Annotated in this window: 18 protein-coding genes and 1 tRNA gene; 8 read left to right on the plus strand and 11 right to left on the minus strand. The window is 67.6% G+C overall.

What is annotated here, in order from left to right; translation table 11 throughout:
* Window positions 1–32 precede the first annotated feature (32 nt).
* From DT343_RS07965 to DT343_RS07985, 5 genes are all read right to left on the minus strand, one after another.
* Window positions 33–947, minus strand: coding sequence for a glycosyltransferase (locus DT343_RS07965; RefSeq protein WP_112862377.1), 915 nt, complete (start codon window positions 945–947; stop codon window positions 33–35).
* Window positions 944–2,092, minus strand: coding sequence for a UDP-galactopyranose mutase (gene glf, locus DT343_RS07970; RefSeq protein ID WP_112862378.1), 1,149 nt, complete (start codon window positions 2,090–2,092; stop codon window positions 944–946). The genes DT343_RS07965 and glf overlap by 4 nt, the downstream gene beginning before the upstream one ends.
* Window positions 2,076–3,326, minus strand: coding sequence for an oligosaccharide flippase family protein (locus tag DT343_RS07975; protein WP_112862379.1), 1,251 nt, complete (start codon window positions 3,324–3,326; stop codon window positions 2,076–2,078). Before DT343_RS07975 ends, glf begins: the two co-directional genes overlap by 17 nt.
* Before the next feature lie 104 nt (window positions 3,327–3,430).
* Window positions 3,431–3,844, minus strand: coding sequence for a DUF2177 family protein (locus DT343_RS07980; RefSeq protein ID WP_112862380.1), 414 nt, complete (start codon window positions 3,842–3,844; stop codon window positions 3,431–3,433).
* 11 nt (window positions 3,845–3,855) lie between these two features.
* Window positions 3,856–4,881, minus strand: coding sequence for an SAM-dependent methyltransferase (locus DT343_RS07985; protein WP_112862381.1), 1,026 nt, complete (start codon window positions 4,879–4,881; stop codon window positions 3,856–3,858).
* A gap of 344 nt (window positions 4,882–5,225) precedes the next feature.
* On the opposite strand from DT343_RS07985, the gene DT343_RS07990 reads away from it, so the two are divergent.
* Together DT343_RS07990 and DT343_RS07995 are read left to right on the plus strand one after the other, a co-directional pair.
* Window positions 5,226–5,951, plus strand: a complete 726-nt coding sequence (locus DT343_RS07990) for a CoA transferase subunit A (protein ID WP_112862382.1) — start codon at window positions 5,226–5,228, stop codon at window positions 5,949–5,951.
* A 2-nt stretch (window positions 5,952–5,953) separates the two neighbouring features.
* Entirely contained in the window at window positions 5,954–6,610 is a 657-nt protein-coding gene (locus tag DT343_RS07995; RefSeq protein ID WP_112862383.1) for a 3-oxoacid CoA-transferase subunit B, read from the plus strand.
* A gap of 20 nt (window positions 6,611–6,630) precedes the next feature.
* Here DT343_RS07995 and DT343_RS08000 read toward each other — a convergent pair whose 3' ends face one another.
* On the minus strand, window positions 6,631–7,410 hold the full coding sequence (locus DT343_RS08000; RefSeq protein WP_112862384.1) for a hypothetical protein: 780 nt from the start codon (window positions 7,408–7,410) through the stop codon (window positions 6,631–6,633).
* A 76-nt stretch (window positions 7,411–7,486) separates the two neighbouring features.
* Here DT343_RS08000 and trmFO point away from each other — a divergent pair, with 76 nt between their 5' ends.
* Complete coding sequence (trmFO, locus tag DT343_RS08005) at window positions 7,487–8,881, plus strand: methylenetetrahydrofolate--tRNA-(uracil(54)-C(5))-methyltransferase (FADH(2)-oxidizing) TrmFO (RefSeq protein WP_112862385.1); 1,395 nt, start codon at window positions 7,487–7,489, stop codon at window positions 8,879–8,881.
* On the opposite strand, the gene DT343_RS08010 is transcribed toward trmFO, so the two are convergent.
* From DT343_RS08010 to DT343_RS08020, 3 genes are all read right to left on the minus strand, one after another.
* Entirely contained in the window at window positions 8,878–9,573 is a 696-nt protein-coding gene (locus DT343_RS08010; RefSeq protein ID WP_181669141.1) for a VIT1/CCC1 transporter family protein, read from the minus strand. The genes trmFO and DT343_RS08010 overlap by 4 nt on opposite strands.
* 79 nt (window positions 9,574–9,652) lie before the next feature.
* Entirely contained in the window at window positions 9,653–10,288 is a 636-nt protein-coding gene (locus tag DT343_RS08015; RefSeq protein ID WP_112862387.1) for a squalene/phytoene synthase family protein, read from the minus strand.
* Window positions 10,285–11,226, minus strand: a complete 942-nt coding sequence (locus tag DT343_RS08020; protein WP_055753370.1) for a polyprenyl synthetase family protein — start codon at window positions 11,224–11,226, stop codon at window positions 10,285–10,287. Before DT343_RS08020 ends, DT343_RS08015 begins: the two co-directional genes overlap by 4 nt.
* A 198-nt stretch (window positions 11,227–11,424) precedes the next feature.
* Here DT343_RS08020 and DT343_RS08025 point away from each other — a divergent pair, with 198 nt between their 5' ends.
* From DT343_RS08025 to tgt, 3 genes are all read left to right on the plus strand, one after another.
* Window positions 11,425–12,183, plus strand: coding sequence for a tRNA1(Val) (adenine(37)-N6)-methyltransferase (locus tag DT343_RS08025; RefSeq protein ID WP_112862388.1), 759 nt, complete (start codon window positions 11,425–11,427; stop codon window positions 12,181–12,183).
* 63 nt (window positions 12,184–12,246) lie between these two features.
* Complete coding sequence (locus tag DT343_RS08030; protein WP_055808117.1) at window positions 12,247–12,720, plus strand: hypothetical protein; 474 nt, start codon at window positions 12,247–12,249, stop codon at window positions 12,718–12,720.
* On the plus strand, window positions 12,721–13,833 hold the full coding sequence (gene tgt, locus DT343_RS08035; protein ID WP_112862389.1) for a tRNA guanosine(34) transglycosylase Tgt: 1,113 nt from the start codon (window positions 12,721–12,723) through the stop codon (window positions 13,831–13,833).
* A gap of 3 nt (window positions 13,834–13,836) precedes the next feature.
* Here tgt and DT343_RS08040 read toward each other — a convergent pair whose 3' ends face one another.
* Together DT343_RS08040 and DT343_RS08045 are read right to left on the minus strand one after the other, a co-directional pair.
* On the minus strand, window positions 13,837–14,394 hold the full coding sequence (locus DT343_RS08040) for a hypothetical protein (protein WP_112862390.1): 558 nt from the start codon (window positions 14,392–14,394) through the stop codon (window positions 13,837–13,839).
* A 65-nt stretch (window positions 14,395–14,459) separates the two neighbouring features.
* A tRNA-Lys gene (locus DT343_RS08045) sits at window positions 14,460–14,536 on the minus strand.
* Between the two features lie 94 nt (window positions 14,537–14,630).
* On the opposite strand from DT343_RS08045, the gene DT343_RS08050 reads away from it, so the two are divergent.
* A complete protein-coding gene (locus DT343_RS08050; RefSeq protein ID WP_112862391.1) occupies window positions 14,631–15,713 on the plus strand; it encodes a CaiB/BaiF CoA transferase family protein in 1,083 nt (360 codons plus the stop codon).
* A 73-nt stretch (window positions 15,714–15,786) separates the two neighbouring features.
* On the plus strand, window positions 15,787–16,053 hold the full coding sequence (locus tag DT343_RS08055; RefSeq protein ID WP_112862392.1) for a hypothetical protein: 267 nt from the start codon (window positions 15,787–15,789) through the stop codon (window positions 16,051–16,053).
* The last annotated feature ends 7 nt before the right edge of the window (window positions 16,054–16,060 follow it).

Below are 16,060 nucleotides of genomic sequence, written 5' to 3' on the forward strand. Positions count from 1 at the left end.
CGACCACCGCAGTGTCCCCGGTCGCGATGCGCTCAGGACGGCCTGCAATGCTCGACCTCGGGATCGAACCGCGCCCCGTCCACCACGCCGGCGACCAGCACCCCGGCCTTGCGCCAGCGTCCGCCCAGCGCCAGCCGACCCGCCAGCCTCAGCCGCGATGCGGCATAGCGCAGCGCAGAGCGCCGTCCCTCGTGCCGCCGCTTGGCCAGGATGACGTTGCGCGTCAGATAGCGATGCAGCCGTTCGCGCCGCGCATCCGGCTCGGTCTCGATGGTCAGCCGTCCCGGCGCCGCGCGCACATGCTCGACCCGGCTGGCCGCGACCAGATAGCCCGGCTCGTCGCGCGACAGCCGCAGCGTATATTCCGTGTCGTCGCCCCAGATGAACATGGGCGCCAGCGGCAGGCCGTGCCGCATCACCGCCGCGCGGCTGATCAGGACCGACACGAACGTCGCCTGCCGCACAGGCACAATGCCCTGCTCGAGTCGCTCGCCCCAGTCGGGATAGCCCAGCACATTCTCGCGTCGGTCGATCTCGGGCGTGTTGGTCAGATGCCCCTCAGGCGACCGCACGCTGGAACACAGGAAGGCCGGAACGACACCCTCATCCGCCAGCCCCGCTTCGGCCGCCAGCAAGGCCTCCAGCGCATCCGGCGCCGCCAGCACGTCGTCGTCCATCAGCCAGACGCGGTCGGCCCCGGCCTCGATCGCCGCGCGGATACCGGCGTTGAAGCCGCCCGCCCCGCCTGTGTTCACCGGCATCCGGACCACCATCGCCTGCCCCGCCCAGGCGTCGGCCAGCATCTCGGCGGTGCCGTCGTCGCTGGCGTTGTCGACCACCACCACCCCGTCGCAATGCCGCGTCTGGGCGATCAGATGCGCCAGGCATTGCTCCAGCAGGGCGCGCCGGTTCCACGTCACCACCACCGCCCAAACCGACGCCCTCATGCCGCCATCCGGGCGATGGCCGGCGCCAGCGACTTCTCGACCAGGCTCAGCGCCCGCCCGACCGCCTGGTCCATATTGTAGTATTGAAAATCGGCCAGCCGTCCCGCGAACCAGACCTTGCCCGCCAGCGTCGCCGCCATCTCGCGATATCGCCCCGCCAACGCGCGCGACGCCTCCGTCAGGATCGGATAATAGGGGTCGTTCACGCCCGCCTCATAAGCCATCGGATATTCGGTCACCGTCGCCGTCGTCGGCCCGCGCTCGCCGGTCAGGTGGCGGAAATCGGTGATGCGCGTGAAGTCGAAGTCGTTGGGATAGTTGACTGTCCCGACCGGCAGGCCGTCCTCGACGTCCACGACCTGATGGTCGAACCGCACGCTACGATAGGGCAAGGCCCCGACCGACCGGCCGAAATAGTCGTCCAGCGCGCCGCAATAGACCATCCGGTCCCACGACCCCGCCCCCACCTGATCCATCGGCGTGTTCAGCGACACCGTGATGTTCGGATGATCCAGCATCCGCTCAAACAGCGGCCCATAGCCGTCGCGCGGCATGGCCTGATGGCGGTCGACGAAATAGCGGTCGTCATGGCTGACCGCGATCGGCACCCGCGCGGTGACCGTGGCATCCAGCGCCTCGACCGGCAGGCCCCACTGTTTGGCGGTGTATCCGGCGAACACCTTGTCGAAAACATAGTCGCCCAGCCGCCTCAGATCCGGATCGTCCCCCGCCTGTCGCAGGTCATGGATGCTGGGCCGCGCCCCGAAACCGAAGCGCTGGACCAGAGCCTGCGTCATCCGCTCGGCCGTTGCGGCTGGAAACAGCGTCTCGATCGAATCCAGATTGAACGGCAGCGACACCCTCCGCCCGTCCACCTGCCCCTGGACCCGATGGGCATAGGGTCGCCAGGCCGTGAACTGGCTCAGATAGTCGAAGATACGCGCACTTTTGGTGTGGAACACGTGCGGGCCATAGGGATGGATCAGCCGCCCGCCCGCATCGCGCCGGTCGTGCGCATTGCCGCCGACATGGTCGCGCTGATCGATCACCAGCACGCACTGGTCCAGTCCGCGCGCCAGTCGTTCGGCGACCACCGCCCCGGTGAAACCGGCGCCGACGATCAGCCAGTCATATCGCCGGGACATCGCGCCTCCCGCCGGTCTGGAACAGCGCGCCCCAATGCGCCCTCAGGCTGATCAGACAGGCCGCGACCACCGCCGCCTCGCCGATGATCCGCGCGCCCGCCATGCCGGCCGCGCCAAGGCCGGGCGCCAGCACCACCGCCGGCCCCAGGGTTGCGACACAGCCCAGCACCACGATCAGCGCGAACCGTCCATCCATCCGCAGCGGGTTCATCAGATGCAGCCCCAGCACTTGGCTGACGGCCACCAGCGGCAACACCCAGGCCAGAAGTCGCAGCACCTCGGCGGCGCCCGCAAACCCCGCCCCGAACAACAGTCTGATCAGCAGCGGCGCCGTCAGCGTCAGTCCCGCCGCCAGCAGCACGAACGCCCCCGTCGATGCCGCCAGCGTCCACCGCGCCGTGCGAAACGCCGCTGCCTGATCCTGTCCCAGCAGTCCGGCGACCCGGGGCGCAATCAGACCCGCCAGCGGCCGCATCAGCGATCCGGACGCCGAAACCAGCCGGTCCGCCGCCCCGTAAAGCGCCGCCTGCGCCGGCCCGGCCAGCGCCGCGACAACCAGAACGCCCGCCCCCGTATAGGCGACGATGACCGCTCGACTGGCGAACAGCGGACCGCCCTGGATCAGGACGCGTCGCACAAAGCCCCGTTCCGGCGCCTGAATCGTCTGCCGTCGCAACAACAGGATGCCCGTCGCGACCCATCCGGCCCAGACGCCTCCCGCCTGGACGGCCATCACGCCGCCGACGCTCAGGCCGGGCATGGCCAGAACGACTCCCGTCGCGGCTAAAGCGAAGCCAACCTCCAGCATCGCCGCCGGACCGGGATCGCGAATACCCTGAAAGAACCACAGCAGGCCGGCCCCCTGCCCGATGCCCAGCACGACCGCCATGGCCACGACGACGGTCGCGCCTTCCAGAACCTGATTGAAGGCCGCCAGACCGACGCCGACCACAGCGGCGGGCAGGATCAGCACGCCGCGCATCGCCATGGCCTGACCGACCAGGACGCCGCGCCCTTCGACGGCTCCGGCGATGTCACGCGGCCCCGACAGCGACTGCCCGTAATCGACCACCACCGACACCACCAAGGCCAAGGCGATGGCCGAGGCGAACACCCCGAACCCGTCCAACCCCAGTCGTCGTGTCAGAACCGGATAGAGCAGCAGCGGCGAGACATATCGGGCGACATGGGCGCCATAGACCCAGCCCGCATCGGCCGCGCCGCGCGCCGACATCAACCGGTGCCTGCCATCCCCCAACTGCCGCCCCCGCGATCAACCCAGACGGGAGCCATAACACGCTTAACGATGTTCGCAAGCTCAGGCTTGGCTTGCGGCTTTTATCCGAAACGGCCCTCGGCCCACCGGGCGGCGAAATAGCCGCCGGTCGCCGACAGCGTGGTCAGAACCGTGCCCCACATCAGGTCGATGATCGTCAGCTTGGTCTGCCAAACCGACAGCGTCGCTTGGTTGGTCAGGTCATAGGTGGCGTAGGCGACGAAGCCGAGCACCGCGCCGTTGATCGCCGCCCGCGTCCAGTTCCCTTCCTTCAGGGCCGGCGCGATCGCCAGAAACACGGTCCCGGCGATGGAGATCAGATAGAAGGCCACCGCCGCCTTCAAGTCCGGCTTGTCGGCCATGATCGGCCCGATGACGGGCTTGTACAGCCGGTTCGTCATGGTGGTCAGCCAGACGAAATCGATGGCTGCAAAGGTCAGGCCGGCCCCGAGATAGGCCGCGACATATTTGATCATCCTCGTCTCCCTTAAGCCGGCTTCAGTCGATAGTGGCTGACCGCCCAGGTGCGGCCCTCGTCGTTTCCGAACAGACCGGCCGTCGCCAGATAGAAGCGCCGCCAGCGACGGGTCCAAAGTTTGGCGTCGTCGCCATAGGTCTCACGCATCAACACCGCGATCCGCGCGGCGTTCCGGTCCATGTTCGCCAGCCAGTCGTTGGCGGTCTTCGCATAGTAACCGCCGTTCCAGGTCCATTCCTGCTCGACCGCGAACAGGTCCGGAAACTGTCGGATCAGGCCGTGGCTGGGCATGACCCCGCCGGTGAAGAAGTGCTGGGCGATGAAGTCTCGGCTGTCGGTATGGTCGAACCGATAGGGCGCGTTGCGGTGCGTGAAGACGTGGATGAACATCCGTCCGTCCGGCGTCAGCCAGCGTCTCGCCTTGGTCAGCAAGGCGCGCCAGTTGGCCATGTGCTCGAACATCTCGACCGAGACGATGCGGTCGAACCGCTGCTCGGTGTCGAAGGCGTTCATGTCCTGGGTGATGACCGTCAGATTGGTCAGCCCCCGCGCCGCCGCCTGCGCTTCGATATGGTCGCGTTGGCCGTGGCTGTTCGACACCGCCGTTATCTTCGAGTTCGGATAGGTCTCGGCCATCCACAGCGACAGCGAGCCCCAGCCGCAGCCCATCTCCAGAATCGTCTGACCGTCCTTCAGATCGGCATGGGCGCAGGTCTCGGCCAGCGCCGCTTCTTCCGCCTGATCAAGCGTCTCTCGGCCCGTGGGATAGAGGCAGCAGGAGTATTTCAGCCGCTTGCCCAGGCACAGCTGGAAAAACTCTGGCGGAAGTTCGTAGTGCTGCTGGTTTGCCGCATCCGTATGTTCGGCGATGGCGCGCTGGGCCATTTCGCGGGCAAAGGCCGCCTCGTCATGCGGGCCGTCGCGATCCAGACGCTTTCTGGCCTCCGTCACCAGGCTGTCGATCGCCGGACGCGTCACGAAGTCCGGGAACGGCGCGTCCTGAAGCTGGCGAATGGCGACATTGGTCAGGTTCATCGGCGTCCTCGATCGTCGGATCTTGCTGCAGGCTTGACTGCAATACGACGCCTCGGCCCTGATGGATGCCTGATGGATATCTGACCCCCTTGAACACAACCGAAGCGATGCCGACATCCGCCTCCCGCGCCGACCGATTCCGAAGAAAGTGCACCAATTGCACCCTCTTTTTGGAACCGGGCTCGGCGTCGTTTCAGACGAATTAGACGAATTAGACTCTGTTTTTCGCCTTCACCGTCTGAAATCGCCGCGTCGCATCGACGCCGCGTCTTGCCCCCCGCCCGCCCCCGCGTTAGGCGTGGTCAAAAGCCGATATTCATCAGGCAGTGAAAAAAGGGAGAGCGATGGGAAAGATCTACGCTGACGTCACGTCCGCGCTGGAGGGCCTGACCTTCGACGGCATGACGGTCATGTCCGGCGGCTTCGGCCTGTGCGGCATCCCCGAGAACCTGATCGCCGCCCTGCGCGACAGCGGCGTCAAGGGCCTGACGGTCATCTCCAACAACGCCGGGGTCGACGGTTTCGGCCTGGGCCAACTGCTGGGCACCCGCCAGATTGCCAAGATGATCAGTTCTTACGTCGGTGAGAACAAGGAGTTCGAGCGCCAGTATCTGGCCGGCGAGCTGGAGCTGGAGTTCAACCCGCAAGGCACCCTGGCCGAGCGCATCCGCGCCGGCGGCGCGGGCATCCCCGCCTTCTTCACCGCCACCGGCGTCGGCACCCTGGTCGCCCAGGGCAAGGAGGTCCGCAACTTCAACGGCCGCGACTACGTCATGGAGACCGGCCTGGTCGCCGACCTGTCCATCGTCAAGGCCTGGAAGGCCGACGAGCGCGGCAACCTGGTGTTCCGCAAGACCGCCCGCAACTTCAACCCGATGATGGCCACGGCCGGCAAGGTCACGGTCGTCGAGGTCGAGGAGATCGTCCCCGTCGGCGCGCTGGATCCCGACCACATCCACACGCCGGGCGTCTACGTCGACCGCCTGGTCCAGACCGTGTCCGAAAAGCGCATCGAACAGCGCACCGTCCGTCAACGTGCCGCCGGCGCCGCCGCCGGATCGGAGGTCTGATCATGCCCCGCACCCGCGAACAACTCGCCGAACGCGCCGCCCAGGAACTGCAGGACGGCTTCTATGTGAACCTGGGCATCGGCATCCCGACCCTGGTCGCCAACTACATCCCCGCCGGCATGACCGTGACCCTGCAATCCGAGAACGGCATGCTGGGCATGGGCCCCTTCCCCTATGAAGGCGACGAGGACCCCGACCTGATCAACGCCGGCAAGCAGACGATCACCGAAATCCCGGAGTCGTCCTACTTCTCCAGCGCCGACAGCTTCGCCATGATCCGTGGCGGCCATATCAACCTGTCGATCCTGGGCGCGATGGAAGTGGCCCAGAACGGCGACATCGCCAACTGGATGATCCCCGGCAAACTGGTGAAGGGCATGGGCGGCGCCATGGATCTGGTCGCGGGCGTCAAGCGTGTCGTCGTGGTCATGGAACACGCCAACAAGCACGGCCAGTCCAAGGTGCTGGAAGCCTGCACCCTGCCTCTGACCGGCACCGGCGTCGTCAGCCGCATCATCACCGACCTGGCCACCTTCGACGTCAAGCCCGACGGCGCGGGCCTTGAGCTGATCGAACTCGCCGACGGCGTCACCCTCGACGAAGTCGCCGCCAAAACCGAGGCGGCCTACACCGTCGCACCGGGCTTGCGAGCCGCCTGATCAACCTGCGCCGCCCTGGTCTACCGGGGCGGCGCGGGCTCCAGCCGACGATAGGCCGCGCTCACGAAGGCCATCGTCAGCGGAGCCTGCAAACCTGTCAGCACGACGACGAAGACGATCCAGCCCGCCGTCCCCGACAGCAGCCCCGCGCCCCACAGCAACACCAGCGCGATCTTCGGCGCGGCCGTAACGACAAGCCCGACCAACAGGGGCCAGAAGCCGCCGCGCGCGATGCTCATGCTCTGCAGCGAAACCATCTGCCCGCGCCCGACCGTCGCCGGCGCGAACAGGGACAGGCGGACCGCGAAGGCGATGACGGCGAACAGGGCGAAGGCCGTGACGACCGCCAGCAGGGTCAGCTTCCACGCCGGCCCCACCGCGCTCCACTGGCGCATCTCGATGGCCTGGGCGTTCAACTCGGCCATGCCGAACACGGCCAACAGGACCAAGGCCACGACCGACAGGATCATGGCGAGAAAGATCGCGCACAGCAGGCTCGCGCCCAGCAGCCGGATCTCCGGCCGTCCGAACTGCAACCCGACCGGCCCCAGGCCCAGGCGTCGCGCCTTGGCCAGATCGTCGGTGATCGCAATCCGCGCCAGCGCGCCCGCCAGCACCAGTGTCGAGGCCATGGCGCACGCCGCCCAGATCAGGCCCGCTGGGCCCGCCGCCAGCGGCTTGAGGCTCCAGACAACGGCCGCCAGCACGATCGCGCCGCAGGCCCCGCGCCACAGGCGAGGCAGGGCGCGGGCCGCCGCCGACAGCGTCTCGCCCAGTCGCAAAGTCCGATGCTCGCTCAATCTACGCCCCCGATGACCGGCGGCGGATATAGCAGGGGGCCATGACACCGCGCCACCCGCCCGCTAGAAGGCCGCGATGACCGCTTCCTCTTCCTCCCCCATCCACGTCATCGGCGGCGGCCTAGCCGGCTCCGAGGCCGCCTGGCAGATCGCCCAGGCCGGCGTGCCCGTAATCCTGCACGAGATGCGCGGCGTCCCCGGCGTCAAGACCGACGCCCACCACACCGATGGCCTGGCCGAGTTGGTCTGCTCCAACTCCTTCCGCTCGGACGACTGGCAGTTCAATGCGGTCGGCCTGCTGCACGCCGAGATGCGGGCGCTGGATTCGATCATCATGGCCTGCGGCGACATCAATCAGGTGCCGGCCGGCGGCGCCCTGGCTGTGGACCGCGACGCCTTTTCCCAGGCGGTGACCGCCAAACTGACCGCCCACCCCTTGGTCACCATCGTGCGCGAGGAGATCGCCGGCCTGCCGCCGCAGGCGTGGGACAATGTCATCGTCGCCACCGGCCCCCTGACCTCCCCCGCCCTGGCCGACGCCATCCTGAAGGCGACGGGCGAAGAGTCCTTGAGCTTCTTCGACGCCATCGCCCCAATCGTCCACGCCGACTCGATCGACTTCGACATCGCCTGGCGGCAGTCGCGCTATGACAAGGAAGGCCCCGGCGGCGACGCGGCCGCCTACGTCAACTGCCCGATGGACAAGGCGCAGTATGAGGCCTTCATCGACGCCCTGTTGAGCGGCCCGAAGGCCGAGTTCAAGGACTGGGAGCACGTCCCCTATTTCGACGGCTGCCTGCCCATCGAGGTCATGGCCGATCGTGGTCGCGAGACCCTGCGGCACGGTCCGATGAAACCGGTCGGCCTGACCAATCCGCGCGATCCGCTGGTCAAGGCCTACGCCATCGTCCAGCTGCGCCAGGACAACGCGCTGGGAACCCTGTTCAACATGGTCGGCTTCCAGACCAAGCTGAAGCACGGGGCGCAAGCCGAGGTCTTTCGCATGATACCGGGGCTTCAGAACGCCCAGTTCGCGCGCCTGGGCGGTCTGCACCGCAACACCTATCTGAACAGTCCCCAACTGCTGGACAAGCAACTGCGGCTGAAGGCCATGCCGCGCCTGCGTTTCGCCGGTCAGGTGACGGGGGTCGAAGGCTATGTCGAGAGCGCGGCCATGGGCCTGCTGACCGGCCGTCTCGCCGCCGCGCAAGCGCTCGGTCGCGACCTGGCCCCGCCGCCGCCCGAGACCGCCATGGGCGCCCTGGTCGAACACATCACCGGCGGGCATCTGGCCGGCTCCAAGTTCCAGCCGATGAACATCAACTACGGGCTGCTGCCGCCGCTGGAGGCGCCCAAGATCGACGAGGCGGGTGTCAAGATCCCGCTGAAGGAACGCGGCCGGGCCAAGAAGCGCCTGATGAGCCTTCGGGCGATAGAAAGCCTCAAAGCCTGGCGCGACGCGGCGGCCTAGACCACCGTCCCGAACACCCGTCCGATCACGGCCGTGACCGCCATGGCCAGCACGCCCCAGAAGACGACGCGAACCACCGACCGGCCGATGTCGGCCCCGCCCGCCCGCGCGCCCAAGGCCCCCAGCGCGATCAGACCGGCGACGGCGCTGGCCGCGACCCAGATCAACAGCCCTCTGGTCGGCGCAATGGCGACCGTCGCCAGTGGCAAGGCGGCGCCCGCGGCGAAGGTGGCGGCGGACGTCAACCCCGCCTGGACCGGCCGCGCGGTTGTGAAGCTGGAGATGCCCAACTCGTCGCGCGCATGCGCACCGAGCGAATCGTGCGCCATCAGCTGTTCAGCGACAGCCCGTGCCGTTTCGGGCAGAACGCCCCGTTCGACATAGATCGCCGCCAGTTCATCCCGTTCAGCCTCGGGCGCGGCGGCCAGTTCGGCGGCTTCCCGGGCCAGGTCGGCTTTTTCGGTGTCCGACTGAGAGCTGACGGACACATATTCACCGGCCGCCATGGACATGGCGCCCGCGACCAGACCCGCCACCCCCGACACCAGAACCGCCGTTTTCGGGGCTCCGGACGCGGCCACGCCGACGATCAGGCTGGAGGTGGACAGAAGGCCGTCGTTGGCGCCCAGGACTGCGGCTCTCAGCCAGCCGATACGGGCGATCAGATGACGTTCCAAATGGGTTCGCGACACGGCGGATCTCCACGCTGTTCGTCGCCACAGCAGCCCCTATCGGCGGCCGGCGCAAGCGCGATCTGAAGCCGCGCAGACTTCAGATGCGTCCGACGAAGGACGCCGCGATCAGCCTGAGCCGCTTAAGCGGTTCGGGCCGGTTGGGATCGGTCAGGGCGGCGTGGGCCACGGCGGGGAATCCCCCGGGCGGCAGCGACTTCAACGCGGCATTGGCTGCCCGCTTCAGGGACGACGCTTCCTTCGCCCGACCGGTCTGCGCCAGTCCCCAGACCCGGCCGACAGGCGCCACGGCTGCATCATGGCCTTCGCCCGCCAGTATCCGCACACCGACCTGCATCGGGCCGACGTAGAAGGCGTCAAGATCGTGCGGCTGTTCGCGCACCCGGCCGATATGGGCGTCGATCAAGGCGTCGAACGGCGCACGGTCCAGGCCGTGACGCGCGACGAGATCGGTCAGGGCCTCCAGCACCGGATGGCCCTTACGGGGCACGCCGGCGAAGACGCCCTCCATCTGTTCCGCCCACCAGGTGTAGCGCATCTCGGCCAGGAGCGGCTGGGTCACGCGTGTGGGAATGGTCATCAGCTCGGCTTCGAAGGCGTAGAGCGTGATCAGGTCAGCGCGCGCGCGGTCATTCGCGACCAGGCGACTGGACAGCCAGCGGTCGAGGTCGGCGGTGCGGACCTGTTGGTCGAGCGTATCCGCAGTCTCGGTCAAGCGGCGCGCGACACCGCGAAATCGGCCAGGTCTTCCAGCGCGGCGCGCCAGTCGCTGGACGGCAGGACCGACAGGGCGGCCTTCGCCTGATCAGCATAGTCGCCGGCCAGATCCAGGGTCGCGCCGATGGCGCCCGAGCCGATGATCAGTTCGCGGGCGCGGGTGAAGTCTTCGGGCGTCCGCTCACCCTTGGTCACGGTGCGCTCCCAGAAGGCTTCCTCGCGGCCGCGCGTGCGGGCGACAGCCAGCAACAGCGGCAGGGTCGCCTTGCCCTCGTTGAAATCGTCGCCGGCGTTCTTGCCCAAGGCCTCGGCCGTCGCGCCGTAGTCCAGCGCGTCGTCGGCCAGCTGGAAGGCGATGCCCAGGGCCATGCCGTAGTCGCGCAGAGCCTTGATCGCGGCCGGATCGGCGCCGGCGCCGACCGCGCCCGCCTCTGCGGCGGCGGCGAACAATTCGGCGGTCTTGGCCGAGATGATCTGCAGATAGGTGGCCTGGTCCAGATTCAGGTCGTGGGCGCGCGTCAGCTGCAGCACCTCGCCCTCGGAGATGACGCGCGACGCCTCGGCCAGAATGCCCAGGGCGCGCATCGAATCCGTCTCGACCATCAGTTCGAAGGCGCGGGCGAACAGGAAGTCGCCAACCAGGACGCTGGTGGGAGCGCCCCAGATCAGGTGGGCCGCGACCTTGCCGCGACGCAGTTCGGACGCATCGACGATGTCGTCATGCAGGAGCGTGGCAGTGTGGATGAACTCGACCGCAGCGGCCAGCTTGCGCGGCGCCACGATGTCGTCCGTCGCGCCCACGGCGCGCGCAGCGGCGACGGTCATCAGGGGGCGCAGACGCTTTCCGCCCGCCGAAACCAGATGTTCGGCCAGTTTCGGGATGATCGGCACATCCGACTGCATCCGATCCAGGATCAGGGCGTCCACGGCCGCCATATCGACCTCAGCCAGCCGGACAAGGGCGTTGACGTCCCCCTTCGGGCGGTGAGCGGCGGCGATGGCGACGTCCAAACGAATACTCTTTCACTGGCGCGGCGGGCCGCGGGAATGGCTTTTTGCGGCCGGGCCGGCTTGCCCCCGCGAGTTGCGGCGCACAATGATGTTCGACCCCTTGAGGGTCAAGGAGATTGAGGCTTGGAGCCGGTCGAAACACTGCCGACGACGATCGTCGAGAACGGCCTGTTGAACGGCCGGGTGCGCTTGCGTCAACCCGCGCGCGGCTATCGCGCCGGGATGGATGCGGCTTTGCTGGCGGCGGCGGTACCGGCCGAGGCGGGCCAGAGCCTGATCGAGGCGGGCTGCGGGGCGGGCGCGGTCCTGATGCAGATCGCGGCGCGACGGCCGGGCGTGACCCTGACGGGCGTGGAGCGCGATCCGGTGATGGCGGAGCTGGCGACCGAGAATGCGGCGCTGAACGGCGCAGCTGGATCCGCAGTGATTCGTCAGGGCGACGTGGCGGCCGGGTTTCGGGCGCTGGGCGTGGAGCCGGCAGACTGGGCAATATCCAATCCCCCCTTCTTCGATGACGCCACGGCGTTGCGCCCCCCGGCCGAAGGCAAGCGGGGCGCCTGGATGGCCGACGACGGGCTGAAGGCGTGGACCGATTTCCTGTTGAAGGCGGTGAAGGAAGGCGGGCGCATCGTGGTCGTTCATCGCGCCGACCGACTGGCCGATCTACTGGCTCTGCTGGGCGAAAAGGCGGGGTCGCTCGCCGTGCGGCCCATCCATCCCTTCGCGGACGAGCCGGCCAAGCGGGTTCTGGTGCACGCCATCAAGACCGGGCGCGCGCCGCTGCGTCTACTGCCGCCGCTGATCCTGCACGACCGCGAGGGCGGCAAGCACACCCCTAAGGCCGAGGCGATCCTGCGCGGCGAGGCGTCGCTGGGATGGTGATCGGGTGGTCAATCGCGACCGGAACGCCTAAATGCCGCCTCCTGACGAAATCGAGCCCGCCCCGTGTCACCCGACGACCTTCCGCATGATCTTCAAGACGGCCTGATCGCCGTCGGCGAGGCCGCGCGCGACCTGCGCGAGCCGTGGTGGATCTTCGGCGGGGCGGCCATGGCGCTCTATGGCCTGACCGACATCCATGTGCCCGACATCGACGTGCTGTGCGCGCCGCGCGATGCGCGCAACCTGCTGGGCGCGCTGGGCGGCGTGGTGATACCCGATCCGGGCGAAGGCCTGTTCCGCTCCGCCGTCTTCGGCCGCGCGCCGGATCAGCCGATACTGGTCGAGGTCATGGCCGATCTGGAAACACGCGACGGCGGCGACTGGACCCCGGTCGCCTTCGGCTCGCGCCGCCGCGTCTTCGTCGAGGACACGCCCCTGTTCGTTCCGGATATCCGGGACCACATCGCCCTGTATCGCCTGTTCGGCCGCCCCAAGGATCTGGCGCGCGTCGAACAGCTTGAACGACTGATCGCCTGAATGCCTTTCCCCTTCCAGATTTCCGCCACCGAGGGCCGCGCCCGCACCGGGGTGCTGAAGACCGCACGCGGCGACATCCGCACCCCCGCCTTCATGCCGGTCGGCACCGCCGCCACGGTCAAGGCGATGACGGTGGATCAGGTCAAGGCGACCGGCGCCGACATCCTGCTGGGCAACACCTATCACCTGATGCTGCGCCCTGGGCCCGAGCGGATGGAGCGTCTGGGCGGGCTTCACACGTTCATGGGCTGGGACAAGCCGATTCTGACCGACAGCGGCGGATTCCAGGTCATGTCCCTGGCCGGCATCTCCAAGGTGAAGGAGGAGGCCGTGACCTTCTCCAGCCACATCGATGGCTCCAAACACGTCCTGACGCCCGAGCGGTCGATCGAAATTCAGGCCGACCGGATCGGCGCCGACATATCGATGCAGCTGGACCAGTGCGTCGCCTATCCGGCCGAGAAGGATGCGGCCAAGAAGGCGATGGAGCTGTCGATCCGCTGGGGCGCGCGGTCCAAGACCCGTTTCGGCGAGCGTGAAAACCAGGCCCTGTTCGGCATCCAGCAGGGGTCGACCTTCGAGGACCTGCGCCGTCAGTCATCGGAGCAACTGCAAGAAATCGGTTTCGACGGCTACGCCATCGGCGGTCTGGCGGTCGGCGAAGGCCACCAGGCCATGTGCGAGGTGCTGGACTATGCGCCCGAAATGCTGCCGGCCGACCGTCCGCGCTATCTGATGGGCGTGGGCAAGCCGGTCGACCTGGTCGAGGCAGTTTATCGCGGCGTGGACATGTTCGACTGCGTCCTGCCGACCCGCGCCGGCCGTCACGGTCAGGCCTGGACCTGGGATGGCCCGCTGAACCTGAAGAACGCCCGCTTCGCCGAGGATCAGGACCCGCTGGACCCGACCATCGACGGCCCGTCATCGTCGTATTCGAAGGCCTATCTGCACCACCTGATCCGCGCCGACGAAATCCTTGGGAAGGTGCTGCTGAGTTGGCACAACATCGCCTTTTATCAGGCGCTGACGGCGGCCATGCGTGCGGCGATTTCCGAGGGTCGGTTCGAGCAGTTCAGGCGCGACTTTCACGCCCGCCACACGTCGAACGGCTGACGCCTAAGGGTGCGGTCTGAACCAGCTGGGCGCCGCCGGCGGCGCGCAGTTCCGCTGCATGCCCATGCCCTTCAGGAAGGCGCGGCGCATCCGGCCCGACTGAATGGCCGACTGAACGTGCTTTGAATGCTGTTCGGCCCCGCTCAGTCGACGGATCCAGTTTCGGCCGGGAATAAAGTCGGTTGTCGTGTCGCGAATGGCGTTCAGCGCCGCCTTGGCCGCCGCGTCCGCCGCCCGCTCGCTGAGATAAGAGCCGTCCTGACGCGGCGGTTCGTCCGTATCGGGTCCCAGCGCTTCGTCGAGCCTTGCGACCTCTGCGCCGATGGTCGTGCACTGATTCAGATTGCGCAGGTCGTAGGGATTGGCTTCGGCTTGCAGCAGCACCGTCGGGATCATCTGACGACGCAGGTTGAAGTCTTCCAGCGGAGCCGTCGCCGCCGCCGCGAATCCTGTCCTGACCTGTTCAGCGCCGCCCATCGCCGACCGACCGGCGTTGCAGCCGCTAAGAGTCGCGATCAGCAGGATCGCGGTCGTGGGGCCGTACAGATTGTAGTGCTTCATTCTGACTTTAGACCACGCCCGAACGGCGGATCAAAGGCGCCCTTGCGATGTCCGCAAGGGGGAAATGGTACGTCCTCTCGGGCTCGAACCGAGGACCCTCTGATTAAAAGTCAGATGCTCTAACCAACTGAGCTAAGGACGCACCGCGCGACGTCCGGGCTGGCCCGAACCGTCGAAGGGCGCCTTCTGTTGTAATCCGGCCTTCCGGTCAAGACCCGGTCTGCTACTCATTGGGCATGAAACCGTTAAATGGCGTCCGCATCATCGAATTCGACGGCTTGGGGCCGGTCACCTTCGCCGGAATGATGCTGGCGGACCTGGGGGCGGAGGTGGTGCGGCTGACGCGCGACGCCTCGGCTGGACCGGCGGTCTTTGAGGAAGTCGGAGGCGAGGTCCTGCATCGGGGACGAGTGGCTGTCCCTGTCGATCTGAAGTCGGACGCCGACCGCGAGCGTATCCTGCGGCTGATCGATGGGGCCGACGCCGTGATCGAAGGCTTTCGGCCCGGCGTCATGGAGCGGCTGGGCTACGGTCCCCACGATCTGCAGGCGCGAAAGCCCGCGCTGGTGTTTGGGCGCGTGACGGGATGGGGCCAGACGGGGCCGCTGGCGAATGCGGTCGGGCATGATCTGAACTACATCGGCCTGTCCGGGGTGTTGCATGCCATGGGCGAGGCGGATCGTCCGCCCTCCCCGCCGTTGAACTTGGTCGGAGATTATGGCGGCGGGGCCATGCTGCTGGTGGTCGGGGTGCTGGCCGCGCTGGTGGAGGCCAGGACGACGGGCAAGGGACGCGTGGTGGATGCCGCCATGACGGACGGGGCGGCTCTGCTGGGCGGCCTGTTCCAGGCCTTGCGGGGTCGGGGACTGTGGAGCGAACAGCGCGGAGCCAATCTGCTGGACGGGGGCGCGCCCTTCTATCGCTGCTACGCCTGTCGCGACGGCGGGTTCGTGGCGGTGGCGGCGCTGGAGCCGCGTTTCTACGCCGCGCTGCTGGCCGGCCTGGAGATTGATCCGGCTGATGCGGCTCAATACGACATCGCCGCCTGGCCGGCCCTGCAAGTGCGGCTTGCGGCCTTGTTCGCAAGCAGAGACCGCGACGACTGGAGCGCCCATTTCGCCGGGACGGAAGCCTGTGTCACGCCCGTGCTGAGCCTGGCCGAGGCGCCGGATCATCCGCACAATCAGGCGCGTGGAACATTCCACGGCGGTCTGCCGCAATCCGCACCCCGTTTCGACGGCGTGGTTGCTGCGCCCGCCCCCAAGTGCGAATTGACCTTGGATCGCATGGTCACAAAATGGTCCGATCAGGCAGGATGACCGACGCAGATTTCAGCGCTAAGGGAACAGCTTAGCGCGACAGGCGTTTGGTCGGCGGAGACCGGGGACTATCATGACACGCTCGATTTTTGTCTTGGCCGCCGCCGCTGCCAGCGTACTCGCGCTGTCGGCCTGCGACGACCGCCCTTCACGCCCGGACGACGACTATCGCGAAATGCCGGTCGAGACGGCGCCTCCGCCGGTCAAGGAAGAAGCCCCTCCGCCCGCGCCCCAGGTTCAGGACCCGACGCCGACGCCTCCGCCGTCGACGACGCTTCCGCCTGAGGAACGCACGTCGGAACAGTCAGTCCAGCCCGAGAGTGAGACGCTGTTCTACTGACGAACGG

This window comes from Brevundimonas vesicularis, from assembly GCF_900445985.1.
In the GTDB taxonomy this organism is placed as follows: domain Bacteria; phylum Pseudomonadota; class Alphaproteobacteria; order Caulobacterales; family Caulobacteraceae; genus Brevundimonas; species Brevundimonas vesicularis_D.

Coding starts and splice junctions, on each gene's coding strand:
- glf (WP_112862378.1), bottom strand. CDS start 2,092: ATGTCCCGGCGATATGACTGGCTGATCGTCGGCGCCGGTTTCACCGGG.
- DT343_RS08050 (WP_112862391.1), top strand. CDS start 14,631: ATGAAACCGTTAAATGGCGTCCGCATCATCGAATTCGACGGCTTGGGG.
- trmFO (WP_112862385.1), top strand. CDS start 7,487: ATGACCGCTTCCTCTTCCTCCCCCATCCACGTCATCGGCGGCGGCCTA.
- DT343_RS08040 (WP_112862390.1), bottom strand. CDS start 14,394: ATGAAGCACTACAATCTGTACGGCCCCACGACCGCGATCCTGCTGATC.
- DT343_RS07975 (WP_112862379.1), bottom strand. CDS start 3,326: ATGTCGGCGCGCGGCGCGGCCGATGCGGGCTGGGTCTATGGCGCCCAT.
- tgt (WP_112862389.1), top strand. CDS start 12,721: ATGCCTTTCCCCTTCCAGATTTCCGCCACCGAGGGCCGCGCCCGCACC.
- DT343_RS07965 (WP_112862377.1), bottom strand. CDS start 947: ATGAGGGCGTCGGTTTGGGCGGTGGTGGTGACGTGGAACCGGCGCGCC.
- DT343_RS08055 (WP_112862392.1), top strand. CDS start 15,787: ATGACACGCTCGATTTTTGTCTTGGCCGCCGCCGCTGCCAGCGTACTC.
- DT343_RS08020 (WP_055753370.1), bottom strand. CDS start 11,226: ATGGCGGCCGTGGACGCCCTGATCCTGGATCGGATGCAGTCGGATGTG.
- DT343_RS07980 (WP_112862380.1), bottom strand. CDS start 3,844: ATGATCAAATATGTCGCGGCCTATCTCGGGGCCGGCCTGACCTTTGCA.
- DT343_RS07985 (WP_112862381.1), bottom strand. CDS start 4,881: ATGAACCTGACCAATGTCGCCATTCGCCAGCTTCAGGACGCGCCGTTC.
- DT343_RS07990 (WP_112862382.1), top strand. CDS start 5,226: ATGGGAAAGATCTACGCTGACGTCACGTCCGCGCTGGAGGGCCTGACC.
- DT343_RS07995 (WP_112862383.1), top strand. CDS start 5,954: ATGCCCCGCACCCGCGAACAACTCGCCGAACGCGCCGCCCAGGAACTG.